We start from the raw sequence: 22,709 nt of genomic DNA, 5'->3' as shown, positions 1-22,709 counted from the left end.
ATGGCTCGCACCTTGCGGGGGCTCGGCCGTCATGCCGTCATTTCGCATCGTCGTCAGCGTGGTCAGGCGCGCCCGTCACGGGCCGTCGCGCCGGTCTCCGGCAAGCGGTCTCGGGCAGGGCCGGGGCCTGCGTCAGCGTTGCCACATGGCCCGGACCTCGCCCGGGCGGAGCGTCAGCCGGTCCGGGCCCGGGCAGGGGGCGGCAAGATGCCTCCGCCCGTTCCGGCTGTCCGGATTCGGGCTTGCCCGCGCAGGCAATTGGCGCTTGATGATGCGGCCATGACTTTCATTCGTCCCGATTTCACGCTGGAAACCGAAGCCTTCGCCCGCGGGGTGCGCCTTGTCGCCGGGGTCGACGAGGTCGGCCGCGGTCCGCTGGCAGGGCCGGTCATGGCCGCCGCCGTCTGTCTTGTCGCCGAGGACATCCCGGAGGGGCTGCGCGATTCGAAGGCGCTGAGCGCGCGCCGCCGCGAGGTGCTGGCCGCCGAGATTCGCGAACGCGCCATGGTCGGGCTGGGCGAGGCCAGCACCGGCGAGATCGAGGAGATGAACATCCTGCAAGCCAGCCACCTGGCGATGTGCCGGGCGCTGGCCGCGCTGCCCGCCATGCCCGATCTCGCGCTGATCGATGGCAACAGCCTGCCGAAGGCGCTGCCCTGCCAGGGCCTGTGCGTGGTCAAGGGCGATGCGCGCTGCCTGTCGATCGCCGCCGCCTCGATCGTGGCCAAGGTCGCCCGCGACGCGGTGATGGCGGAGCTTGCGCAACACTGGCCGGGCTATGGCTGGGAGCGGAATGCGGGTTATCCCACCAGGCAGCATCTGCAGGCGCTCCGAGATATTGGTGTCAGCCCACACCATAGGCGTTCGTTCAAGCCCGTGCACAACATCTTGTGGCAAGGAAAAAGCGTAAACCCCTGATTCAAAAAAGAAATTGACGGCGAATCGCCTTTGACTCACATTGGATCTCCATAAACGACGCCGAAGAACGGCGCGAACAGAGGCAGTGTGACACCGATGACCAGGACCAAGGGGGCGCCCGAGCTCCCGCTCAACACGATTTTGTCCGGCGATTGCATCGCGGAGATGAACAGCCTTCCCGAAGGCTCCGTCGACCTGATCTTTGCCGACCCGCCCTATAACCTGCAGCTCCGGGGCGATCTCCACCGCCCCGACAATTCCAAGGTCGATGCGGTCGACGACCACTGGGACCAGTTCGACAGCTTCGCCGCCTATGACCGCTTCACCCATGACTGGCTGGCGGCCGCGCGCCGGGTGCTGAAACCCACGGGCGCGATCTGGGTGATCGGCAGCTACCACAACGTGTTCCGGATGGGGGCCGAGCTGCAGAATCTGGGCTTCTGGATTCTCAATGACGTGGTCTGGCGCAAGTCGAACCCGATGCCGAATTTCCGTGGCAAGCGTCTGACCAATGCCCATGAGACGCTGATCTGGGCCTCGAAATCGGAAGGCGCGAAATACACCTTCAACTACGAGGCCCTGAAGGCGCTGAACGAGGGCGTGCAGATGCGCTCGGACTGGGTGCTGCCGATCTGCACCGGGCATGAGCGGCTGAAGGATGACAAGGGCGACAAGGCGCATCCGACCCAGAAGCCCGAATCGCTTCTGCACCGGGTGCTGCTGGCCACGACCAATCCCGGCGATGTGGTGCTCGATCCGTTCTTCGGCACCGGCACCACCGGCGCCGTCGCCAAGATGCTGGGCCGCGACTTCATCGGCATCGAGCGCGAGGCGGCCTATCGCAAGGTTGCCGAGCGGCGCCTGGCCAAGGTGCGCAAGTTCGACCGTGAGGCGCTGGTCGTCTCGGCCTCGAAACGCGCCGAGCCGCGGGTGCCCTTCGGCCAGCTGGTCGAGCGCGGGCTGCTGCGCCCGGGCGAGGTGCTGATGTCGCCGCGCGGCAAGACCGCCAAGGTCCGGGCCGATGGCACGCTGGTGGGCGAGGCGGTGACCGGCTCGATCCATCAGGTCGGCGCCGCCTTCGAGGGCGCGCCCAGTTGCAATGGCTGGACCTACTGGCATTACCGCCGCGAGGGCCAGATGGTGCCGATCGACGTGCTGCGCCAGCAGGTCCGCGCCCAGATGCACGACTGACGAACAGCCGTTCCGGCGCCCGGCCCGCTCATCGGGTCGGGCATCGGGGCGGGCGCCGCCGCGACCGGCTTGCGCGATCCCGTTCTGCGCCCCCGGTCTGTGGCGTTTGACGGCGGATTGCCGCTGTTCCTTCCCCACCCTCCTGTCGAAGCCGGCCTGCCGGGCCTATCTCGTAGGTCAGGAGGTGACGCATGAAACTGTTGGTGATCGGAGCAAGCAAGGGGATCGGCCTCGAGACCGTGCGCTATGCGCTCGGCCGTGGTCATGAGGTCCGCGCCTTCGCGCGGAGCGCCGATAGAATCGCGATCGACGATGCGAAGCTGGACAAGCGGACCGGTGACGCGCGCAACGCGGCCGAGGTCGGGCCGGCGGTCGACGGGGTCGATGCGGTGATCGTCGCGCTGGGCCTGCCGAAGACCCTGCCCGCGATGATGCAGAAGACGACGCTGTTCTCGGACACGACCCGCGTGCTGCTTTCCGCGATGAAGGCGGCCGGGGTGCAGCGTCTGCTGGCGGTGACGGGATTCGGTGCGGGCGAGAGCAGGGCGAAGATGAGCACCGTCGAGAAGCTGGGCTTCAATGCGCTGCTGGCGCGGGCCTATGCCGACAAGACCGCGCAGGAAGGGCTGATCCGTGCCTCCGGGCTCGACTGGACCATCGTCCGGCCCGGTATCCTGACCTCGACCGCGCCCAGCCATGCCTATGATGTGAATGTCGAGCCAGAGACCTGGCATAACGGGCTGATTTCGCGCGGCGATGTCGCGCATTTCCTCGTCCATGCCGCCGAGGATGGCAGCTATCTGCGCGACGCGCCGGTGCTGACCCGCTGATCGCGGGCCCGGAGGGGTCAGGCGGGGTCAGGCGGCGGCGAAGGCGGTCCGGGCCAGGTCGAAGGCCTTGCGCATCACCGTCGGCAGGTCCGAAGGGCGGAAGGCTTCGGGCGGAAGGAACTGACCGCGCCCGGGCGCGCAGTCGGGGCTCAGCTCGGCCACGCAAAGTGCGAGGCGCAGGTGGAAATGGGTGAAGGTATGGCGCACTTCGGCCCCCAGCGGATGCCAGTCGGCCGCGACCGGCGGGGCGGGCGCGGGCGCGGTCTCGGCCCAGTCGGTGCCGGGCCAGCCCAGCATGCCGCCCAGCAGCCCCGAGGCCGGGCGGCGTTCCAGCAGCCATGCGCCATCGCTGCGGCGGCCGAGATAGGCGATGCCGAGGCGGACGGGCTTGGGCTTTTTCGGCAGTTTCCGGGGCAGATCGGGCGCGATCCCTGCGGCGCGCGCCTTGCAGGGCGCCTGCCACGGGCAGATCCCGCAGGCCGGGCTACGGGGCGTGCAGATGGTGGCGCCGAGATCCATCACCGCCTGGGCATGATCGCCCGGCCGCCCGGAGGGCGTCAGCCGGGCGGCATGGGCGGTCAGCTCGGGCTTGGCGGTGGGCAGCGGCGTCTCGACCGCGTAGAGCCGCGACATCACCCGTTCGACATTGCCGTCGACCACGGTTTCGGGCCGGTCGAAGGCAATCGCGGCGATGGCCGCCGCGGTATAGGGACCGATCCCGGGCAGGCCGAGAAGGGCGGCGTGAGTGTCGGGGAACCGCCCGTCATGCTCCGAGGCCACGGTGCGGGCGCATTTCAGAAGGTTCCGCGCCCGGGCGTAATAGCCAAGCCCCGCCCATTCGCCCATGACATCGGCATCCTCGGCCGCGGCCAGTGCCCCCACATCGGGCCAGCGCCTCGTGAAGCGGTGGAAATAGTCCTTCACCGCGGCGACGGTGGTCTGTTGCAGCATCACCTCGGACAGCCAGACCCGGTAGGGATCGGGCCGGGCGCCTGTGGCTCGCGCGGCCGGTCCGACCCGCCAGGGCAGGTCGCGGGCATGGCGGTCATACCAGGTCAGAAGCTCGGCACTCAACGTCTCGTCACGCAATCTTTATGCTCCTGCCCCGGTCATTTGGCTGGCTGGCCGCCCTGCTGCCGCATAAGGTAGGCGAGGGCCAGGGAAATGACAGGGATGCAGCGAAAAGCCGAGAAGGACAGCCGGCGCATGCGAGGGTTCGAAAGGGCCTCGATGCTGCTTTCGGGACGGATCCGGCGGGTAGGCGAAAAGCGCGGCTTCGCGGTCGCGCGGCTTCTGACGCACTGGCCCGAGGTGGTCGGCGACGAGATCGCGCGGATCTGCCGCCCGGTCGAGGTGCGCTATGGCCGCAAGGAGGGCTTCGGCGCCACGCTCAGCCTGCTGACGACCGGCGCCCATGCGCCGATGCTCGAGATGCAGAAGGAAGAGATCCGCGAGAAGGTGAATGCCTGCTACGGCTACGGCGCCATCGCCCGCATCCGCCTGACCCAGACCGCGCCGACCGGCTTTGCCGAAGGTCAGGCTGCCTTCGCCCCGGCGCCGCGCCCGGTCGCGCCCCCGCCCGATCCCGGCACCGTCGCCGTGGCCTCGGACCTGACGGTCGAAGTCCATGACGAGGGGCTGAGGGCCGCCCTGCAAGATCTCGGGACACGGGTTCTGTCCCGCTCGAAACGTTAAGGAGACCGCTTCGATGATCCGCAAACTGACGCTGTCGCTCGGCCTGGCCGCGCTCTCGACGCTGGGTCTGGGCCTTGCCCCGGCCTCGGCGCCGCTGCTTTCCTCTGCCGCCTGGGCCGATGAGACGCCGGATGTGGCGCCCTTCACCATGGGCGACCCGAACGCGCCGGTCGAGGTGGAGGAATTCGCCTCCTTCACCTGCGGCCACTGCGCCAATTTCCACCATGACGTCTTCAAGCGCCTCAAGGCCGATTACATCGATACCGGCAAGGTTCATTTCACCTATCGCGAGGTCTACTGGGACCCTTACGCGGTCTGGGCCGGCCTGCTGGCGCGCTGCGGCGGCGAGATGCGCTTCTTCGGCATCGTCTCGATGCTGTACGAGAAGCAGAAGGACTGGATCGACCCGAAGGATCCGCAGAAGACCGCCGAAAACCTGCGCCGGATCGGCCAGACCGCGGGGCTGAGCGAGGACGCCATGAACCAGTGCCTCAGCGATGCCGCGCTGGCCAAGGCGCTGAGCGAGAACTCGGACAAGACGGTCGATGCGGCCGGGGTCACCGGCACGCCCTCGCTGGTGATCGACGGCCAGCTCTACAAGAACATGAGCTACAAGAGCCTGAAGGAAATCCTCGACGAGAAGCTGGCCGGCTGAGCCGATGCCTGCGCCCCTGTCGGGTCTGAAGGTCGTCGAACTGGCACGGATTCTGGCCGGCCCCTGGGCGGGCCAGATCCTTGCCGATCTCGGCGCCGAGGTGATCAAGGTCGAGGCCCCGGAGGGCGACGACACCCGCCGCTGGGGCCCGCCCTTCGTCACCCGCGAGGATGGCGCCCGCGAGGCCGCCTATTTCCACGCCTGCAACCGCGGCAAGCGCTCCGTGACGGCCGATTTCCGCACCCCCGAGGGCCAGGCCCTGGTGCGCGGGCTGGTCGCAGAGGCCGATATCGTCATCGAGAATTTCAAGGTCGGCGGTCTTGCGAAATACGGTCTCGACTATGCCGGGCTGTCGGCGGTCAATCCGCGGCTGATCTATTGCTCGATCACCGGCTTCGGGCAGGACGGTCCCTATGCCCATCGCGCGGGTTATGACTACATCATCCAGGGCATGTCGGGGCTGATGTCGGTCACCGGCGAGGCCGATGGCCAGCCGCAAAGGGTCGGCGTCGCGGTCGCCGATGTCTTCACCGGCATCTATGCCGCGACCGCGATTCTCGCCGCCGTGCATCAGCGGGCCGAGACCGGCCGGGGCCAGCAGGTCGACATGGCGCTGTTTGATGTGGCAACCGCGATCACCGCCAATCAGGCGATGAACTACCTGACCACCGGCACGCCGCCCGGCCGCCAGGGCAATACCCATCCCAATCTCGCGCCCTATCAGGTCTTCGACTGTGCCGATGGCCATGCCATCGTCGCGGTTGGAAATGACGCGCAATTCGGCAGGCTTTGCGGGCTTCTGGGCCTACCCGAGCTGGCCGCGGATCCGCGCTTTGCCAGCAATGCCGACCGGCTGGCGCATCGCGAGGCGCTGACCGAGGCGCTGACCCGGGCGACGCGGAGGCGCAGCAAGGCAGATCTGCTGGCCGCCTGCGAGGCTCGGGGTGTGCCCGCCGGGCCCATCAACCGCATGGATGAGGTCTTTGCCGATCCGCAGATCCGCCATCGCGGCCTTGTGGTCGAGAATGACGGCCTGCCGGGGGTGCGCACCCCGATCCGCTTTTCCGAGGCCGAGCTGACGCTGGACCGGCCCGCGCCCCGGCTCGATCAGGATGGCGCAGAGATCAGGAACGAGATCGGGGCCGGGGTCAGCGATCCGGTCCCAGCCCCAGCCGGTCGAGTGCCGCGTCGATAGCGGCCCAGTCGTCCAGCTCCAGCCGCACCGGCAGGGTCAGCACCTTCTGGCGGAACCCGGCGGGCAGGCGCACCGCGTCCTTCTCGGTGGTGACAAGCTGCGCACCCAGCAGTTTCGCCTCGGTCTCGAGCCGGGTCATCAGCGCGGGGCTCAGCGGCTGGTGATCGTCCAGCGCCTCGGCCCGCAGCAGATCGGCACCGAGGCCGCGCAGCGTTGCGAAGAACTTCTCGGGATGGCCGATCCCGGCAAAGGCCAGGGACCGGAGCCCCTGCCAGTCCATGCCGGTGGGCAGCGGCTGCAGCGCGCCTGCGATCCGCGGCACGGTCACGGCGCCGCCCCAGCTTTCGGTGAACTGGTGCTGGGCGGGTCCGGGGCCGATCGACAGCAGCAGATCGGCCCGGCGCATCCCCGAAGCGACCGGCTCGCGCAGCGGCCCGGCCGGGATCGTGCGGCCATTGCCGAAGCCCTTGGCGGCATCGACCACCACCAGCGAGAGGTCGGGGGCCAGCGCGGGGTTCTGGAACCCGTCATCGAGCAGGATCGCCTCTGCCCCGGCCGCGACCGCGGCGCGGGCCCCCCCGGCGCGGTCGCGGGCCACCCAGACCGGGGCGAAGGCCGCGATCAGCAACGGCTCGTCGCCGACATCGGCGGCACTGTGGCGGCGCTCCTCGACCCGGATGGGCCCGGTCAGCCGACCGCCATGGCCGCGGCTGACGACATGCACCGCGACGCCGCGTGCGATCAGGCGCATTGCCAGCGCGATCACCGTGGGGGTCTTGCCGGTCCCGCCGGCATTGATGTTGCCGATGCAGATCACCGGCACGCCCACCCGCGCCCCCTCGCCCTTCGCCAGCCGCCGCGCCGTGGCCCGGGCATAGAGCCGCCCCAGCGGGCTCAGCGCGCGGGCGATCAGGCCGGGCCGCTCGGGCGGGGCATACCAGAAGGCCGGAGCCTGCATCAGACCGTCTCCTTCATGTCGAGCGCCTCGATCATCCGGCGCACCACGCGCTCGGTCGCCATCGTGCCCTGAGTCGAGACCTCCCAGGCGGCGCGGGCCATTGCGGCGGCACGGTCGGGCGCCAGCACATCGGCCAGGACCTCGGACAACGAGGGGCCGTCCTGCACGGTGCGGGTCGCCAGCGCGTTCGACAGCCGCCGGTAATGCTCGGGATGGGCGCCGGTCGCGGGGCCATGCAGGATCGCCGAGCCGAGCGCCGCCGCCCGGTAGGGGTCGGGCCCGGCATTGGCGGCGAGGGTGCCGCCGATGAAGCAGACCGGTGCGAGCCGCAGCCAGAGCCCGAACTCGTCTTCGGTATCGGCGACATAGATCTGGGTTTCGGTCGAGGGTTCCTCGTCGTCCGAGCGCAGGGCCACGTCCCAGCCATCGGCGCGCAGCCGCGCGGCCAGGGCCCGGCCGCGCCCGAAGGGCTCGGGGCAGAGGATCAGCAGCAGGCGATGGGCATGGCGTGTGGTCCAGGCATGCGCGGCAATCACCGCCGCGTCTTCCTCGGGCCGGGTCGCGGCCGCCAGCCAGGCCGGCCGCCCGCCGATCACCTCGGCCAGGGCCTCGCGCTCGGCCTCGCTGCAGCTCAGCGCGGCGCTGCCTTCCGACAGCGGGCCGCAGGGGCTGATCTGCCAGCGCGGCAGTCCCAGCGCGCGCAGCTCGCCGGCGGTGCCGGGGGTCTGGGCGAAGATCCGGTCGAACCGGCGCAAAAGCCGCCCGGTGCCCGCGATGCCGACGCGCCAGCGGCTGCGCCAGGACCGCGGCAGGTCGCGGGAGATCAGGAACAATGCGGTGCCCCGGGTATCGGCCAGCGAGATCAGGGTCGAGGGCAGATGGTCGGGATAGAACAGCGCCAGCTCGGGCCGCCAGCGGTCGAGAAAGGCTAGGCTTGCGCGATGCCCGTCAGAGGGGACGAGATCGACACTCACCCCGGACAGGCCGGTGGCATGGGCGGGCCAGCCGGGCAGCGCATCGCGGCCGGTGACAAGGACCCGCAGATCCGGCCGTTCCAGGGCCAGTTCGCGGATGAGCTCGGCGGCGGCGGCCCGCTCGTCCGGCGGCGGGTTGTGCAGCCAGAGCAGCGGCCCCCCCCCGTCCGAAGCCTTGTCCGAAGCCTTCTCCGGCGCGCCATCGCGCTCTGCCCGGTTCGCTGTCATCTGCTCGGCGTCATCGAAGCGCTGTCATCGGGGCAGGGCGGGGTCAGGCGCCCAGCTCTTCGGTCGGGCCGGCCTCGACCTCCTCGTCGCGCAGGCGATGGATATGGGCGATGAAATAACGCATATGCGCGTTGTCGACGGTGCGGTGGGCCTCGGCCTTCCAGGCGTTGTAGGCGGTTTCGTAATTGGGAAACATGCCGACGATATGGATGTCGTTGACGTCCTTGAACACGGTATGGGTCGGATCGACCAGTTCCCCGCCGAAGACGAGGTGCAGGCGTTGGGTCATGTAGGCCTCCGGATGATGCGCTTCGGTCCGCGCGCAGCCTAGACCAAGCCCGGGCGCGGCGGAAGGGCACATCGGGTGCAGGCCCGGCCCGGGTCAGGCCAGCCGGGACAGGATCTCGGCATGCAGGAGTGGCGCGCCGGCCACGACCCCGCGCGAGAGCGGCACCGGGGTGTTGAACGCCAGCGGATCGCCCAGCCGGTCGCTGATGCGGGCGCCCGCTTCCTCGAGGATCAGGCTGCCCGCGGCGGTGTCCCAGTCCCAGCTGTCGCGCAGCGCCAGCATCGCGTCGTAGCGTCCCTCGGCGACCAGGCACAGCCGATAGGCCAGCGAGGCCCGCAGCCCTTGGTTCAGGCGCGGCACCGGCCCTGACCAGTGCCGGGGCTCGAGCGCGGGGCGCGCCGCCAGCATCGCGGCACCGTCCAGCTTGTCGCGTGTGCTGGCGTGGATCGCTGCGCCGTTGAGATAGGCGCCATTGCCACGGATTGCCGAATAGAGCTTGTCGCGCAGCGGCAGGTACACCACGGCGGCGAAGATCCGCCCGGCCTCGGCCACCGCCAGCGCATGGGCGAAGCTGGGGTCGCCCTGCAGAAAGGCCCGCGTGCCGTCGATCGGGTCGACGATGAAGACCCGCTCGGCGCCGAGCCGGGCCGGGTCGTCCTCGGTCTCTTCCGAAAGCCAGCCATAGCCCGGTCGCGCGGCGGTCAGCATATGCCGCAGCATCCGGTCGATGGCGATGTCGGCTTCCGAGACCGGCCCCTGATGGCCGGGCTTTTCCCAGGTTTCCGGATCGCAGCGCCAGTAGCGGCGGGCGAGCTGCCCGGCCTCGAGAGCTGCCGTGGTCAGCAGCGCGAGATCACGCGCCGGCAAGCGTCATCCCCTCGACCAGAAGGCTGGGCACCCGGCGCGACAGGTGATCCCGGGCATCGTTCGCGGGCTGCAGGCGGCGCAACATCTCGGGCAGATGGCCGGCGATGGTGCATTCATTGACCGGATAGGCGATCCGGCCGTTCTCGACCCAGAAGCCCGAGGCGCCGCGCGAATAATCGCCGGTCGTCGGGTTGATGGTGCTGCCGATCAGCGAGGTCACGAGAAGCCCGGTGCCCATCTCGGCGATCAGCGCGTCGCGGTCCAGCGCGCCGGGGCTCAGCGTGACGTTGCCCGCCGCCGGAGAGGGGGGGGCCGAGACCGGGCGCACCGCATTGCCGGTGCTGCTCAGCCCCAGCTTGCGGGCCGAGGCGAGGTCGAGCACCCAGCCGGTCAGCACGCCATTCTCGACCAGGGCGCGGCGGGTCGTGGGCAGCCCTTCGGAATCGAACGGGCGCGACCCGGCGATCCGCGGGCGGTGCGGGTCCTCGATCAGCGACAGTTCGGCGGGCAGCACCTCGCGGCCGATCAGATCGCGCGCCCAGGACGCGCCGCGTACGATGGCGGTGCCGTTGATCGCCGACAGCAGATGCCCGATCAGCGAGGCGGCGATGCGTTCGTCGAAAAGCACGGGAAAGGCGCCGCTTTTCGGTCGGCGCGCCCCCGCAAGCGCTGCGGCGCGCGCGCCTGCGATCCGGCCGATCTCGTCGGCAGGGGGCAGTTCGGCCTGGAAGGTCCGGCTCTCGGCGCACCAGTCGCGCTCCATCCCGCTGCCCTCGCCGCTGATCGCGACGCAGGAAATCGAGCGGCTGGTGCGGGCATAGCTGCCGGAAAAGCCGTTCGAGGCGGCCAGCATCATCCGCCGGAGGCCATAGCCCGCGCTGGCCGACTGAACCTGGGCGACGCCCGGCACGGCAAGGGCGGCGGCCTCGGCGCGGCGGGCGTCCTCCTCGAGCGCGGCCGGGTCGGGTTCGGGCGCGGGATCGGCCAGTTCGAGAGCCGCGGCATCGCGGTTCCGTGCCAGCTCGGACGGATCGGCCAGTCCCACGGTGGCATCCTCGGGTGCCTCGCGCGCCATGGCCACGGCCCGGATCGCCATTTCGGCCAGGGTTTCGGGGCGGCTGTCCGAGGCCGAGACGCAGGCCTGGCGCTGACCCATGAGGACCCGCAGTCCCAGCTCGATCCCTTCCGAGCGTTCGGCCTGTTCCAGCCGTCCGTTGCGGACGTCGATCGACAGCGATGTGCCCGAGGTGACCAGCACGTCGGCCGCCTCGGCCCCGGCCTGTCGCGCCGCGTCCAGCAGGGCTTCGGTCAGCGACGGGATCGGATCATCGGACATGCGGCCTCCGGAGCTTGCCTGTCGGTTGAGCTAATACGGACCGCCCCCCTGCGCAAGGTTGCAAGGGGGCGGTGCCATGTCTCTGCGGGACGGTGTCCCAGGGAGGGCGCTTCAGGACCGGCCCCCCCCCCGGGAAAGGCTCCCGGGGCGACCCGCCTGGCCGGTTCAGCGCAGGCGCTGGCCGTTCGCCAGGACCTGGCCCTCTTCGGTCACGGTGATGTCCGAGACCATGGTGTCGGGGCCGTCGCCGGGCCGCGCGAACATGCCCATCATCATCCGCAGCCCCATGGCCTGATCCTCGGGCACCAGCCCCATCGCGACCAGCTTGTCCATCAGCGCATTGGCCCCGGCCAGCCGCAGCGACAGGTTGCCCTCGGGGCGCGGCATGCCGTCGAAGGTCACCTTGTCGGAATTGTCGAAGGTGAATTCGCCCGAGCCGGTCAGATCGGCGCCCGCCAGCTTCAGCTGCATCTCCTTGATGTTCAGCGCCTCCAGCTCGGCCGGAATGCCGTCGCTTTGGGTCATGTCGGCATCGGTGAAGTCGGCCAGCAAATGCGCCTTGCCCTCCAGATCGACCAGCAGCGTCGCCGGGTCGCGCGGCAGCTGTTCTTTCGGGTCGAACAGGGCCCAGACCTCGTCATTGACGGTCAGATCCCTGAGGCGGATCCCCAGCCCGAAATCGGACGGTTCATCGGCCTTGATCAGCGGCATCTCGAAACGCATCCCGCTTTCGGCCATCTGCGCCTCGATCCGGGGCACCGGGAGCTGCGGATCGTACAGCGAGAAGCGGGTGTCCTCGCCCGAGGTCTCGTAGCTCACGCCGGTGCCGCCGAGATTGAAGCCGATCCGGCCCGAATTGACGGAAAGCTCGGCATGGGTCTTGTTGCCATCCTCGACGAGGTCGAAGGCGTAGGCCATCGCGCCATGCTTGAGTTCGCCCTGCGAATTGAACCCGGCGCGCAGCATCCTGGCGAACTCGTTCGGGTCGATGCCGGTCGGCATCCGGCTGTCCGAATTCGAGGTCACGTCATGCACGGTGCCGACCAGTTTCACCTGCGTGTCTTCGGCCCGCCCGTCCATCGCGAGATCGAACCGCACCCGGTCGATCGCCAGGTCGCTTTCGAAAAGCCGGGTCCCGGCGTGGGTCTGGGTGTAGCGGCCGGACATCCCGTCAAGCGTCATGCTGGCCTCGATATCGGCCGGCTGTTCCCCCGACACGCGGTCGAGGGTCAGCGTGACTTCGGGGCTCTCGAATTCCTGGACCAGCGCCTTCGGGGTGCCGCTGGCGATCATCTCGAAGTCGCGTTGGGTCACGGTGAAGTCGAGCTCGGTGACCTTGTCCTCCGGCCTGCCGGGCTCGGTCGAGCGGATCTCGACCGTCATCGGATAGCTCTTGGGGAATTCGATGGCGACGCTGCCGTCGCCCCGCTCGACGAAGACGACGCGGTCGAACCCGATCCGGACCGAGCCGCCGTCATTATCCGCGGCGCTCAACTGAAGGTTTTCGACGATCAGCCGGTCGCCGCTGCGGTTTTCGGTGCCGGACATGCTCTGGCCCGATCCTTCCGCGAGGGCCTGCCACGAGGACCAGACCTCGTCGGCTGTCACATCTGCCGCTGCAGGCAGGGCAATGCCGAACGATGTGGCGATGGCCAAGGCAGAGGCCGATTTCAGAAGCGTCATGGCGAACCTTTCGTCTGCGTAACTGGGGCATACATCGGTGCTGGGTCGGGGCAAGTCAACGGCACGTTCCACTGGCCTGTATCGGCCTGTCGGGCTAGATCTTGAGGCCGCAGACCCGTTCGACGGAGGGGACGATGACCGGAATGACAGGCAAGAGCGTGCTTATAACAGGCGCCAGCCGCGGTATTGGTGCGGCCGCGGCATGGGCCTTCGCCGAGGCCGGGGCGCATGTGGCGCTGGCCGCGCGGAGCGAAGAAGCGATCGCCACCATTGCGCGGGAAATTGCCGATACCGGTCGCCGCGCCATCGCGATCGGCTGCGACGTGGCCGAATTCGCCCAGGTTGCCGATGCGGTGCGCGCCACCGTGCAGGCCTTCGGGCGCATCGACGTGCTGGTCAACAATGCCGCCGTGATCGAGCCCATCGGGCGGCTCGACGCGGTCGATCCCGAGGATTGGTCGACGGCCATCGACATCAACGTCAAGGGCGTCTTCCATGGCATCCGCGCGGCACTGCCGGTGATGGCGGCGATGGGCGGCGGCACCATCCTCAACATCGGCTCGGGCGCGGCGACCAGCCCGCAGGAGGGCTGGAGCGCCTATTGCACCTCGAAGGCGGCGGTGGCGATGCTGACGAAATGCGCCGATCACGAGGGGCGCGCCCAGGGCGTGCGGGCGCTGGCGCTGTCGCCCGGCACGGTGGCGACCGACATGCAGAAGACCATCCGCGACAGCGGCGTGAACCCGGTCAGCCGGCTCGACTGGTCCGAGCATGTCCCGCCGGCCTGGCCGGCGCAGGCCCTGCTCTGGATGTGCAGCGCCGATGCCGACGAGTTTCTGGGCCAGCAGGTATCGCTGCGCGAACGCGCGATCCGGCGCCGGGCGGGATTGCCGACATGATCGGGCTCCGGCGCGAGGGCGGGCTCTGGACCGTGACCCTGACCCGGCCCGAGAAGGCCAATTCTCTGACCCGCGACATGCTGGTCCGGCTCGAGGAAATCGCGCTCGAGGCCCAGGCCGAGGGCGTTGCCGCGCTGGTTCTGACCGGCGAGGGCAGGGTGTTCTCCGCCGGGGCCGACCTCGACGAGGCGCGGGCCGGGCTGGCGACCGACGCTGTGTGGGAACGGCTTTCGGCGGCCATTGCCGGGCTCGACGCGCTGACGGTGGCTGTGCTGAACGGCACGCTGGCGGGCGGCGCCTTCGGCATGGCGCTGGCCTGCGATTTCCGGATCGCGGTGCCCGAGGCGAAATTCTTCTATCCGGTGATGAAGCTCGGCTTCCTGCCGCAGCCCTCGGATCCGGGGCGGCTTGCGGCGCTGGTGGGGCCGTCGCGGGCGAAGCTGATCCTGATGGGGGGCGCGAAGCTCGACGCTGCCGAGGCGCTGGCCTTCGGGCTGATCGACCGGGTGGTCCCGCGCGAGGATCTGGCGACGATGACCGCCGAACTGACGGCCGATGCGCTGGCGGCCGCGCCCGTGCACCGCGTGGCGATCAAGTCGCTCTGCCTCGGCCGCCGGGTGGCGTTCTAGTGGCGGCGGCGCGGCCCGGGCGTGCGCGCATGGAAACCAGGCGGGCGCTTCGCCACCCAGGCCAGAAATTTCGCAAGTCCCGGATGGGCCTGCAGCGCCTCGATGCTGGCATGATCGCGGGCCAGTTCGGTCTCGGTCAGCCGGGCATGGATCGCGTCATGGCAGATCTGGTGCAGAAGCACCGTCGCTCCGCCCTTGCCGCCGCGCAGTTTCGGCGTCAGGTGATGCAGGCTTTGCCGCGCCCCGGGCGGGATCGGGCGGCCGCAGAGCGGACAGATCGGAGGCTCGGTCATGGGCGGTGAGAATGGGGCGGGGGACGCCCGCAATCAAGGGACCGCGCCTGAGCGGTTGCCGGCGCTGGTCGTGGGCGCGGGACCGGCCGGGTTGATGGCGGCCGAGGCGCTGGGTGCGGCGGGCGTGCCGGTCGCGATCGCCGAGGCGATGGCAGCCCCCGCACGCAAGTTCCTGATGGCGGGCAAGTCGGGGCTGAACCTGACCCGGGCCGAGCCGTTCGAGAGCTTCCTTGCCGCCTATGCCGAGGCTGCGCCGCGCCTGCGCCCGATGCTGGCGGATTTCGGCCCGGATGAAGTCTGTCTCTGGGCCGGGGGGCTTGGTCAGCCGGTCTTCATCGGCAGCACCGGCCGGGTCTTTCCGAGGGCGATGAAGGCCTCGCCGCTGTTGCGCGCCTGGCTGGGACGGCTGGCGGGGCAGGGGGCGCATCTCAGGCGCCGCTGGCGCTGGGCCGGATGGGAGGGCGGCGCCTCGGTCTTCGACACGCCCGACGGCCCGCGTCGCGTCGAGGCCGATGTCACCATTCTGGCCTTCGGCGGGGCGAGTTGGGCAAGATTAGGATCGAACGGGGCCTGGGCGGGGCCGCTGGCCGATGCTGGGTTGCCGCTGGCGCCGTTCCGGCCCGCCAATGTCGGGCTTCGCGTCGACTGGTCGGCGCCGATGGCGCGCCATCACGGTGCGCCGGTCAAGGGCGTGGCGCTGCGGGCGGGCGCCGGGCCCTGGCATCGCGGCGAATTCGTGATCTCGGCGCGGGGGCTCGAGGGTGGCGGCATCTATGCGCTGTCGCGGCCGCTGCGCGAGGGGGCGCCGCTTCTCGCCGACCTGCTGCCCGACCGCGACGCGGCCTGGATCGCCGGACGGCTGGCCCGGCCGCGCGGCAAGGCGAGCCTCTCGAACCATCTGCGCAAGGCGCTGGGGCTCGATCCGGCGCGGCTGGCGCTCTTGATGGAATTCGGTCGCCCGCTGCCCGGGGGCGCGGCGCTGGCGGCGTTGATCAAGGCGCTGCCCATCGCCCATGCCGGGCCGCGTCCGCTGGACGAGGCGATCTCGACCGCGGGCGGGCTGGGCTGGGAGGCGCTCGACGCAGGGCTGATGCTGACCGCGCGGCCCGGCACCTATGCCGCAGGCGAGATGCTCGACTGGGAGGCCCCCACCGGGGGCTATCTGCTGACCGCCTGCCTTGCGACCGGGCTTTGGGCGGGTCGTCAGGCGGCGGCGCGGCTGGGCCACTGAGCCCTGATGTCGCCCGGCCCCGGCCGCTGGGCCTTCGGGGTCAGGCGGGTCTTGGGTTGCCCGGCGTTCAGGCTGCCTGCGCGCGCCGGTAGGCGGGGCGGGCACGCATCCGGGCCAGATACTCGGCCAGCCGCGGCTGCGAGATCGGGAAATGCGCGGTTTCCGCCCAGTCACCGCAATGGGTCAGGATGATGTCGGGCACCGTCATCTCGGCGCCCATCAGGAAGGGACCGGTTCCCATCCGCCCGACCAGCACCTCTTGGCTGCGGATGAACTCCCATTTCAGGCTGTCCTTGATCGCCGACTGGCGCAGCTCTTCGGGCAGCACGAAACTGTGCCGCGCGGCCATCCACAGGGCCGAATCGAATTCGTCCAGCAGGAACTGGGTCATGCTGTCCTGCAGCGCCCGCTCGATCGAGCCTGCGGGATGGGTGAAGCGGTTGTGGCGGTCGGCCAGAAAGCTCAGGATCGCGGTCGAATCGGGAAGGGGCACACCCTCGGCGATCAGAACCGGCACCTTGCCGCCGGGAGTGAACGCCACCACATCCTCCGTGTGCGGCAGGGCCGGGACGTGATCATAGGCAAGCCCAAGCTCTTCCAGCATCCACAGAACCCGCCATGCACGGCTGTTGCCGCTGCCGATGACCCGGTACATCGCCATATCCCCCCAGATACGTGCCTCAGGGGTTCCAGCAAATTGCGGCAGGGTCAAGTGCGGCGCGATGCCATCACCGCAAGCCGTATGAAGCTGCGTTCGATCAGGGCCATCTGCGGCGCGCGCTGTGCCGAGCGCAGCTTCAGGTCGGTGTCGATCAGGATCCCCAGCGCCTGTTCCAGCCGGTGCATGCCCCAGCTCTGGGCCTGGCGCACCATCCGGTCGCGGGCCTTGAAATGCACCGGCGGGCGCAGCCGGTTGATGCCCGAGGCGGCGCCGTCGGCATCGGCAGCGGCAGCGTGCAACTGACGGAAATGCCGGGTCGCGGAGATGCAGAGCGTCACCGGCGTCATCCCTTGCGCCTGCAGGCGTTGCATCAGCGGCCCGATCTCGACGGTCTTCGCCTCGGCCACCGCATGGATCAGCGCATCCGCCTCGGCCTCGGTCGAGCGGGGCGCACAGGCCAGGATGTCCTCGGGGCTCAGCGGGTCGGGATCGTTCAGCTTGTAAAGCGAGATCTTCTCGACGGTCTGGCGGAAATCGCCGGGATCGAGCGCGGTTGCCAGATCGAGAAGCGTGCCCATCGCGGCCCGGTCGGCCTGGCCTAGCCCGGCCTGCGCCAGCATCGATTCGATTTCGGGCCGGCCGGGCGGGTCGTCGTAGATGCCGATGGCATAGGCCTCGGGATGGGCCTCGAACGCCTTTCTCAGCGCCGATTTCGGCGCCAGCTGGCGCGCGGTCAGAACGATCTGCGCATCGCCCTTCTGCCAGTCGGCCAGCGCCCCGAGGATCTTGTCGGAAAGCGCGTCGGTCGCGTCCTCGAGAAAGACCACGCGGGGGCCGGGAAAGAAGCCGCGCGCCTTGACCGCATCGGTCAGGGCCGCCGGGTCGGCGCGCAGATCGGCGGCCGAAAGCCGGGTCAGCCGCATCTCTTCCTCGGCATTCGGGCCCAGCAGGGCGGCGATGACCTGCTGGCGCTTCAGCGCCACCCGCATCGCGTCATTGCCATAGATCAGAAGTCCGGGGCGGTCGGGATCGGGGCGGGCGAAATATCCCGCGGCATCGCTCGGAGAGAGCTTCATTCCGCCCAGGCGCCCGAGCCGGCCAGAAGCCGCGTCACCATCTCGTCGGCCAGAATCACCATCAGCCGGCGATAGGCGTCCCGCTTGGCAGTGCGGGTCGCGACCGTGCTGCCGGTGGCGGAATAGGCGGTGAAGGAGGCGACCTCGCCCGACTGCACCACGCTGCCGCTGTCGATGTCGCGCAGCTGGAAGACGGCGCGGCCGGTGATGTGGTAGCGCGTCGTGTCCTGCTCGGCGGTGACGCCGAGCCCCTCGCTCTCGGTCTTGAGCCGGTAGGACAGCCGCCAGCGCGGCGCCGAGGCGCGGCCGAGCCGGGTTTCGAGCTGCTCGACCAAGGTGAAGTCGTCGACACTGTCCGGGGCGTCGACCGCGATCCGGCCGCGCAGCTTCTCGGCCGGGCCGCCGGGCCCGTAGGCCGGGCGGAAGCCGCAGCCTGCCAGCGACAGCCCGGCTGCGCTCAGCCCCGAAACGAGGAAGGTACGGCGGTCAGACGACGACATTGACGATGCGGCCCGGTACGACGATCAGCTTCTTGGGGGCGCCGCCCTCCAGCGCCTTGATCACAGCATCGTCGGCCAGAACCAGCTTTTCAACCTCTTCCTTGGGCAGGTCCTTGGCCACCCGGATCTCGGACCGGCGCTTGCCGTTGATCTGGATCGGCAGCGTCACGCTGTCCTCGACCAGCATCGCCGGATCGGCCTCGGGCCAGGGGCTGTCGGCCACCAGCCCGTCGCCGCCCAGCATCTCCCAGATCTCCTCGGCGAGGTGGGGCGTCATCGGCGCCATCAGCTGCGCCATCGCCATCGCGGCGTCTCGCCGCGCGGCAAGGGTGGCACTGGATTTCGCCAGGGTATTGGTGAAGGCATAAAGTTTCGCCACCGAGCTATTGAAGCCGAAGCTCTCGATACCCATTGTCACATCATGGATGGTTTTATGCAGGGCGCGGCGGAGGGCCAGGTCGTCTCCCCCCCTTTCGGCCGCGCCCGGACCGTTCGCTGACCGCGCCGCCTCGGCCGGAGCCTCTTCCTCGTAAGCCGCGATTCCGCCGCCATTCATCTCTTCGGCAATGGCCTCGGCAAGGCGCCAGACCCGGCCCAGATGCCGGAACGCCGCCTCGGCGCCCGCCGCCGTCCATTCGACATCGCGTTCGGGCGGGCTGTCGGACAGCACGAACCAGCGCGCGGTATCTGCCCCGAAGGCCTGGATGATATTGACCGGGTCGACGACGTTCTTCTTCGATTTCGACATCTTGGCCGAAGGCACGATCTCGACCGCCTCGCCGCTGGCCTTGAGTTTGCCGTTCTCGACCTCTTCGGGCAGGTGATAGACCGGACGGCCCTTGGCGTCGCGGGTCATGTAGATCTCATGCGTGACCATGCCCTGGGTGAAGAGCGCGTCGAAGGGCTCGATCGCCTTCTTCGGCAGGTGGCCGGTGATCTGCATCGCCCGGGCGAAGAAGCGCGAATAGAGCAGGTGCAGGATCGCATGCTCGATCCCGCCGATATACTGGTCGACATTCATCCAGTACCCGGCATCGGCCAGCTCGGTCGGCGTCGCCGCATGGGGTGCGGTGAACCGCGCATAATACCAGGACGAATCGACGAAGGTGTCCATCGTGTCGGTTTCGCGCTTCGCCGGCTTGCCGCAGGAAGGGCAGGCACAATCGCGCCAGGTCGGGTGCCGGTCCAGCGGGTTGCCGGGCTGATCGAATGTCACGTCATCGGGCAGGCGGACCGGCAGGTTTTCCTTCTTCTCGGGCACCACGCCGCAATCGGGGCAATGCACCACCGGAATCGGGCAGCCCCAGTAGCGTTGCCGCGACAGCCCCCAGTCGCGCAGGCGGAACTTGGTCACGCCTTCGCCCAGGCCCCTGGCCTCGCAATGCCGGATCGCGGCCTCGACGGCCTCGTCGCCGGTGGCGGTCTCGTCCCAGGCATAGGCCTTCAGCCAGCGCACCTTTTCGGTCTTCGGCGGGGTGAAGGCCTCGGTTCCGACCGGGGCGCCGCCGTCCAGAGCCACGAAGGTATCGGTCACCGGCAACCCGTATTTCCGCGCGAAATCGAGGTCGCGCTGGTCGTGCGCCGGGCAGCCGAAGATCGCGCCGGTGCCGTAATCCATCAGGATGAAATTGGCGATGTAGACCGGAAGTTCCCATGTCTCGTCAAAGGGATGGCGGACACGCAGCCCGGTATCGAATCCTTTCTTCTCGGCCTTTTCCAGATCTTCCTCGCTGGTGCCGGTGCGGCGGCACTCGGCGCAGAAGGCGGCAAGCCCGGGATTGTCGGCCTCGAGCGCCTTTGCCAGCGGGTGATCGGGCGAGATGCCCAGAAAACTCGCCCCCATCAGCGTGTCGGGCCGGGTGGTATAGACCTCGATCCGCCCGAACCCCTCGGGCGCCTCGACCAGATCGAACCCCATCTGCAGCCCGCGGCTCTTGCCGATCCAGTTGCGCTGCATCAGCTTGACCTTCTCGGGCCAGTTGTCGAGCCCGTCCAGCGCCTCCAGCAGCTCCTCGGCGAAATCCGAGATCCTGAAGAACCATTGCGTCAGCTCGCGCCGCTCGACCGGCGCGCCCGAGCGCCAGCCCTTGCCCTCGATCACCTGTTCATTGGCCAGCACGGTCATGTCGACCGGGTCCCAGTTGACGGTCGCGTTCTTGCGATAGACCAGCCCCGCGCCCAGCATGTCGAGGAACATCGCCTGTTGCTGGCCGTAATATTCCGGATCGCAGGTGGCGAATTCGCGCGACCAGTCGATCGACAGGCCCAGCGGCTTCATCTGCGCGCGCATGTCGGCGATGTTGCCATAGGTCCAGTCCTTGGGATGGCCGCCCCGCTCCATCGCCGCGTTCTCGGCGGGCATGCCGAAGGCGTCCCAGCCCATCGGATGCAGCACGCTGAAGCCGCAGGACATCTTGTAGCGCGCCACCACGTCGCCCATGGTGTAGTTGCGCACATGGCCCATATGGATGCGCCCAGACGGGTAGGGGAACATCTCGAGCACGTAATATTTCGGCCGGCTCTCGTCGCGGGTGGCGGTGAAGGTGCCGCCCTCCTCCCACGCGGATTGCCATTTCGGCTCGATCTCTGCCGGGGTATAGCGCGCCATGTCTTGCGGTCCTTCGTTCGGGGCGGTCGTTTCGGGGCACGGCGATGTCAATAGTCGCCCGCGCGCAGGGCGTCCAGTGTCGCCTGCGCCGCGCCGTCACGCCGGGGATGAAAGGGTCAGAGCCTGTTGTCGCGGACCCGGATCTGGCGGGCGCGGGTCAGGATCGCATCCTCGACGGCGCGCACCGTCTCCTGGCTGACCGCGCCGCCCTTGGACTGCAGCGACACCTTGAGCGAGCGCGCGTCCAGCGCGGGGTCCTGCACATAGACGGTGGCGCGATAGGCGCGCCCGCCGCCCGGAGGCGTGCCGTAATCGGTGACGATGACGCCGGTGAAGGGATCGACCGAGCGCACCGGCAGGAAGTTCAGCACTTCCAGCGAGGCCTGCCAGAGATACTTGTTGACCTCGACCTTCACATTGGGGTCGTCGCCGTCGAACAGGTCCCACACCGTCGATTTCGACCGGCGTTTCTGCTGCATCTCTGCCATGGGCGTGTTCTGGTACTGCGCGTCCAGATTGGCCTGCCGTGCGTCGGGGTCCGAGCTGCCGCCGAACCAGCCGCCGCCGCAGCCCGAAAGCCCGGCCGTTGCCACGGCGATCAGCGCCACGCGCGAGAAGCTCGAAATGGTCATGCGCATTATCCCCTTCGGTCCTTTCCGGGTCTTTACCGGAGCCATGGAAAGCCGACAAGGTTTTTCCCTTTGCCCGCGCTCCTTTGAGACTCGCGCGCGAGTCTTCGGGCCGGGGCCGCCCCCTGTGTGGCATCGCTGCATCAATCGGGCGAAGCGTTCGAGGCCCCGGGCCGTGTTCCTTGCAATTCGGGGGGGGAGGAGCGACACCACCATCATACTCAGTTCGGGGCTCCGGTCTGAGGTGCATCTAGAAACGAATGAGGGAAAACCATGAAAAAGGTTCTCTTCGCGACCACCGCGCTGGTTGCCTCGGCCGGCTTCGCTGCGGCTGACATCACCTTCTCCGGTCAAGCTGAAATGGGTATCGTCGGCGGCGGCAAAGACGTCCCCGGCGTCAGCTCCTACACCGGTGAAAACGCCGGCGGCTACGGCTCCGACACCGTCTTCAACAACGACTTCACCCTGACCGTCGTCGGTTCGGGCCAGACCGACAGCGGCCTGTCCTTCGGCATCTCGGTCGACTTCTCGACCGAAGCCGAGCCGGACGCCAACGGCAACGTCGCGCTCGACAACGAAGCGGTCTTCATCTCGGGCGACTTCGGCACCCTGACCCTGGGTGAGATCGACGGCGCCGTCGACAAGCAGCTGACCGAAGTCAACAACGCCATCGGCCAGTACTCGATCGGCGATGACGAAACCGTGCATGCCGGTTTCCAGGGCGCCTACGGTGACGGTGCCTATGACAACCAGATCCTGCGCTATGACTACGCCTTCGGCGATTTCGGCTTCTCGGCGTCGATGGAACTCGACGACACCGACACCGTCGACAACGGCTACGCCCTGGCGATCAGCTACAAAACCGACATGGGCGGCGTGGGCCTCGGCTTCGGCCTCGGCTACCAGTACCTGGAAACCAGCGCTGCCTGGGCGCCGGGCAACCTGGATAAATTCCTTGCCGCTGGCGATAAATGGGCGGCCGGTACCGAAGTCGACATCATTGCCGCGACCGTCTCGGCCGACTTCAACAACGGTTTCAAAGCTGGTTTCGAATACACCAACTTCGACCCGAGCGGCGCTGGCAACTCGGACGTCGATCACTACGCGATCGGCCTGGGCTACAGCATCAACGCCCTGTCGCTGGGCGCCAGCTACGGCAAGTTCGACACCTCGGGTGCCGATGCCGACGGCTACGCTCTGACCGCGGCCTACGATCTGGGCGGCGGTGCCTCGGTCGTCGCGGCCTACAGCGACTCGGACATCGACAGCGGTGTCTACGATGACAGAGACTACGAAACCTACTCGCTGGGTATCGTGATGAACTTCTAAGTCCAACCGGACTTGGAATTGGGAAGGGCGGGCCT

The 22,709-nt window shown here is 68.9% G+C and carries 23 protein-coding genes; 10 read left to right on the top strand and 13 right to left on the bottom strand.

What is annotated here, in order from left to right:
• The first annotated feature begins 279 nt into the window (after nt 1-279).
• From ACK8CO_RS07890 to ACK8CO_RS07880, 3 genes are all read left to right on the top strand, one after another.
• Entirely contained in the window at nt 280-918 is a 639-nt protein-coding gene (locus ACK8CO_RS07890) for a ribonuclease HII (RefSeq protein WP_414898761.1), read from the top strand.
• 96 nt (nt 919-1,014) lie between these two features.
• Entirely contained in the window at nt 1,015-2,109 is a 1,095-nt protein-coding gene (locus ACK8CO_RS07885) for a site-specific DNA-methyltransferase (protein WP_080615010.1), read from the top strand.
• A gap of 191 nt (nt 2,110-2,300) precedes the next feature.
• Nucleotides 2,301-2,939 carry an NAD(P)-dependent oxidoreductase gene (locus ACK8CO_RS07880; protein WP_414898760.1) on the top strand — a complete coding sequence of 213 codons (639 nt, stop codon included), beginning with the start codon at nt 2,301-2,303 and terminating at the stop codon, nt 2,937-2,939.
• A gap of 27 nt (nt 2,940-2,966) precedes the next feature.
• Here ACK8CO_RS07880 and mutY read toward each other — a convergent pair whose 3' ends face one another.
• Nucleotides 2,967-4,028, bottom strand: coding sequence for an A/G-specific adenine glycosylase (mutY, locus tag ACK8CO_RS07875; protein WP_414898759.1), 1,062 nt, complete (start codon nt 4,026-4,028; stop codon nt 2,967-2,969).
• Between the two features lie 117 nt (nt 4,029-4,145).
• Between mutY and ACK8CO_RS07870 the strand changes: the two genes are divergently transcribed.
• Genes ACK8CO_RS07870 through ACK8CO_RS07860 form a run of 3 tightly spaced genes read left to right on the top strand, consistent with a single transcriptional unit; the run spans nt 4,146 to nt 6,484 of the window.
• Nucleotides 4,146-4,634, top strand: coding sequence for a DUF721 domain-containing protein (locus ACK8CO_RS07870; protein WP_080617910.1), 489 nt, complete (start codon nt 4,146-4,148; stop codon nt 4,632-4,634).
• Nucleotides 4,635-4,647: 13 nt separating this feature from the next.
• Nucleotides 4,648-5,289, top strand: a complete 642-nt coding sequence (locus ACK8CO_RS07865) for a DsbA family protein (RefSeq protein WP_414898758.1) — start codon at nt 4,648-4,650, stop codon at nt 5,287-5,289.
• A gap of 4 nt (nt 5,290-5,293) precedes the next feature.
• Nucleotides 5,294-6,484, top strand: a complete 1,191-nt coding sequence (locus ACK8CO_RS07860) for a CaiB/BaiF CoA transferase family protein (RefSeq protein ID WP_414898757.1) — start codon at nt 5,294-5,296, stop codon at nt 6,482-6,484.
• On the opposite strand, the gene lpxK is transcribed toward ACK8CO_RS07860, so the two are convergent.
• The 6 genes from lpxK to ACK8CO_RS07830 form a co-directional block, all read right to left on the bottom strand.
• Nucleotides 6,438-7,442 carry a tetraacyldisaccharide 4'-kinase gene (gene lpxK, locus ACK8CO_RS07855; RefSeq protein ID WP_414898756.1) on the bottom strand — a complete coding sequence of 335 codons (1,005 nt, stop codon included), beginning with the start codon at nt 7,440-7,442 and terminating at the stop codon, nt 6,438-6,440. The genes ACK8CO_RS07860 and lpxK overlap by 47 nt on opposite strands.
• Nucleotides 7,442-8,644: a 3-deoxy-D-manno-octulosonic acid transferase gene (locus ACK8CO_RS07850; RefSeq protein WP_414898755.1), complete on the bottom strand. Its 1,203-nt coding sequence runs from the start codon at nt 8,642-8,644 to the stop codon at nt 7,442-7,444. Before ACK8CO_RS07850 ends, lpxK begins: the two co-directional genes overlap by 1 nt.
• A gap of 43 nt (nt 8,645-8,687) precedes the next feature.
• Complete coding sequence (locus tag ACK8CO_RS07845) at nt 8,688-8,933, bottom strand: DUF4170 domain-containing protein (RefSeq protein WP_080615017.1); 246 nt, start codon at nt 8,931-8,933, stop codon at nt 8,688-8,690.
• A 93-nt stretch (nt 8,934-9,026) separates the two neighbouring features.
• Complete coding sequence (locus tag ACK8CO_RS07840; protein ID WP_080615018.1) at nt 9,027-9,800, bottom strand: inositol monophosphatase family protein; 774 nt, start codon at nt 9,798-9,800, stop codon at nt 9,027-9,029.
• Nucleotides 9,787-11,136 carry a TldD/PmbA family protein gene (locus ACK8CO_RS07835; RefSeq protein WP_414898754.1) on the bottom strand — a complete coding sequence of 450 codons (1,350 nt, stop codon included), beginning with the start codon at nt 11,134-11,136 and terminating at the stop codon, nt 9,787-9,789. The genes ACK8CO_RS07840 and ACK8CO_RS07835 overlap by 14 nt, the downstream gene beginning before the upstream one ends.
• 165 nt (nt 11,137-11,301) lie before the next feature.
• The gene (locus ACK8CO_RS07830; protein WP_414898753.1) at nt 11,302-12,819 is read right to left on the bottom strand and encodes a DUF2125 domain-containing protein; all 1,518 of its coding nucleotides are present in this window, start codon (nt 12,817-12,819) and stop codon (nt 11,302-11,304) included.
• Nucleotides 12,820-12,953: 134 nt separating this feature from the next.
• Here ACK8CO_RS07830 and ACK8CO_RS07825 point away from each other — a divergent pair, with 134 nt between their 5' ends.
• Together ACK8CO_RS07825 and ACK8CO_RS07820 are read left to right on the top strand one after the other, a co-directional pair.
• Nucleotides 12,954-13,718: an SDR family oxidoreductase gene (locus ACK8CO_RS07825; RefSeq protein WP_080615021.1), complete on the top strand. Its 765-nt coding sequence runs from the start codon at nt 12,954-12,956 to the stop codon at nt 13,716-13,718.
• Entirely contained in the window at nt 13,715-14,347 is a 633-nt protein-coding gene (locus ACK8CO_RS07820) for an enoyl-CoA hydratase/isomerase family protein (protein ID WP_080615022.1), read from the top strand. Before ACK8CO_RS07825 ends, ACK8CO_RS07820 begins: the two co-directional genes overlap by 4 nt.
• Here the strand turns inward: ACK8CO_RS07820 and ACK8CO_RS07815 are convergent.
• Entirely contained in the window at nt 14,344-14,640 is a 297-nt protein-coding gene (locus ACK8CO_RS07815) for an HNH endonuclease (protein WP_414898752.1), read from the bottom strand. The genes ACK8CO_RS07820 and ACK8CO_RS07815 overlap by 4 nt on opposite strands.
• Between ACK8CO_RS07815 and ACK8CO_RS07810 the strand changes: the two genes are divergently transcribed.
• The gene (locus ACK8CO_RS07810) at nt 14,639-15,871 is read left to right on the top strand and encodes a TIGR03862 family flavoprotein (protein WP_414898751.1); all 1,233 of its coding nucleotides are present in this window, start codon (nt 14,639-14,641) and stop codon (nt 15,869-15,871) included. The two genes, ACK8CO_RS07815 and ACK8CO_RS07810, sit on opposite strands and share 2 nt — an antisense overlap.
• Before the next feature lie 67 nt (nt 15,872-15,938).
• Here the strand turns inward: ACK8CO_RS07810 and ACK8CO_RS07805 are convergent, their stop codons facing one another.
• The 5 genes from ACK8CO_RS07805 to ACK8CO_RS07785 all read right to left on the bottom strand — a co-directional run bounded on the left by ACK8CO_RS07805 (nt 15,939) and on the right by ACK8CO_RS07785 (nt 21,348).
• Nucleotides 15,939-16,526 carry a glutathione S-transferase family protein gene (locus tag ACK8CO_RS07805; protein WP_414898750.1) on the bottom strand — a complete coding sequence of 196 codons (588 nt, stop codon included), beginning with the start codon at nt 16,524-16,526 and terminating at the stop codon, nt 15,939-15,941.
• Nucleotides 16,527-16,579: 53 nt separating this feature from the next.
• Nucleotides 16,580-17,608 (bottom strand): DNA polymerase III subunit delta, encoded by a 1,029-nt coding sequence (gene holA, locus ACK8CO_RS07800; RefSeq protein ID WP_414898749.1) that lies wholly within the window; start codon nt 17,606-17,608, stop codon nt 16,580-16,582.
• On the bottom strand, nt 17,605-18,108 hold the full coding sequence (lptE, locus tag ACK8CO_RS07795) for an LPS assembly lipoprotein LptE (protein WP_414898748.1): 504 nt from the start codon (nt 18,106-18,108) through the stop codon (nt 17,605-17,607). Before lptE ends, holA begins: the two co-directional genes overlap by 4 nt.
• Complete coding sequence (gene leuS / locus ACK8CO_RS07790) at nt 18,095-20,716, bottom strand: leucine--tRNA ligase (RefSeq protein ID WP_414898747.1); 2,622 nt, start codon at nt 20,714-20,716, stop codon at nt 18,095-18,097. The genes lptE and leuS overlap by 14 nt, the downstream gene beginning before the upstream one ends.
• Before the next feature lie 116 nt (nt 20,717-20,832).
• Nucleotides 20,833-21,348, bottom strand: a complete 516-nt coding sequence (locus ACK8CO_RS07785) for a DUF3576 domain-containing protein (protein ID WP_080617912.1) — start codon at nt 21,346-21,348, stop codon at nt 20,833-20,835.
• 270 nt (nt 21,349-21,618) lie between these two features.
• Between ACK8CO_RS07785 and ACK8CO_RS07780 the strand changes: the two genes are divergently transcribed.
• The gene (locus ACK8CO_RS07780) at nt 21,619-22,674 is read left to right on the top strand and encodes a porin (RefSeq protein WP_414898746.1); all 1,056 of its coding nucleotides are present in this window, start codon (nt 21,619-21,621) and stop codon (nt 22,672-22,674) included.
• Nucleotides 22,675-22,709 lie beyond the last annotated feature (35 nt).

Origin of the sequence: Rhodovulum sp. HP10, from assembly GCF_047553435.1 — a bacterium.
GTDB lineage: Bacteria > Pseudomonadota > Alphaproteobacteria > Rhodobacterales > Rhodobacteraceae > Rhodovulum.
This window is presented reverse-complemented; position numbering and strand designations above follow the sequence as displayed.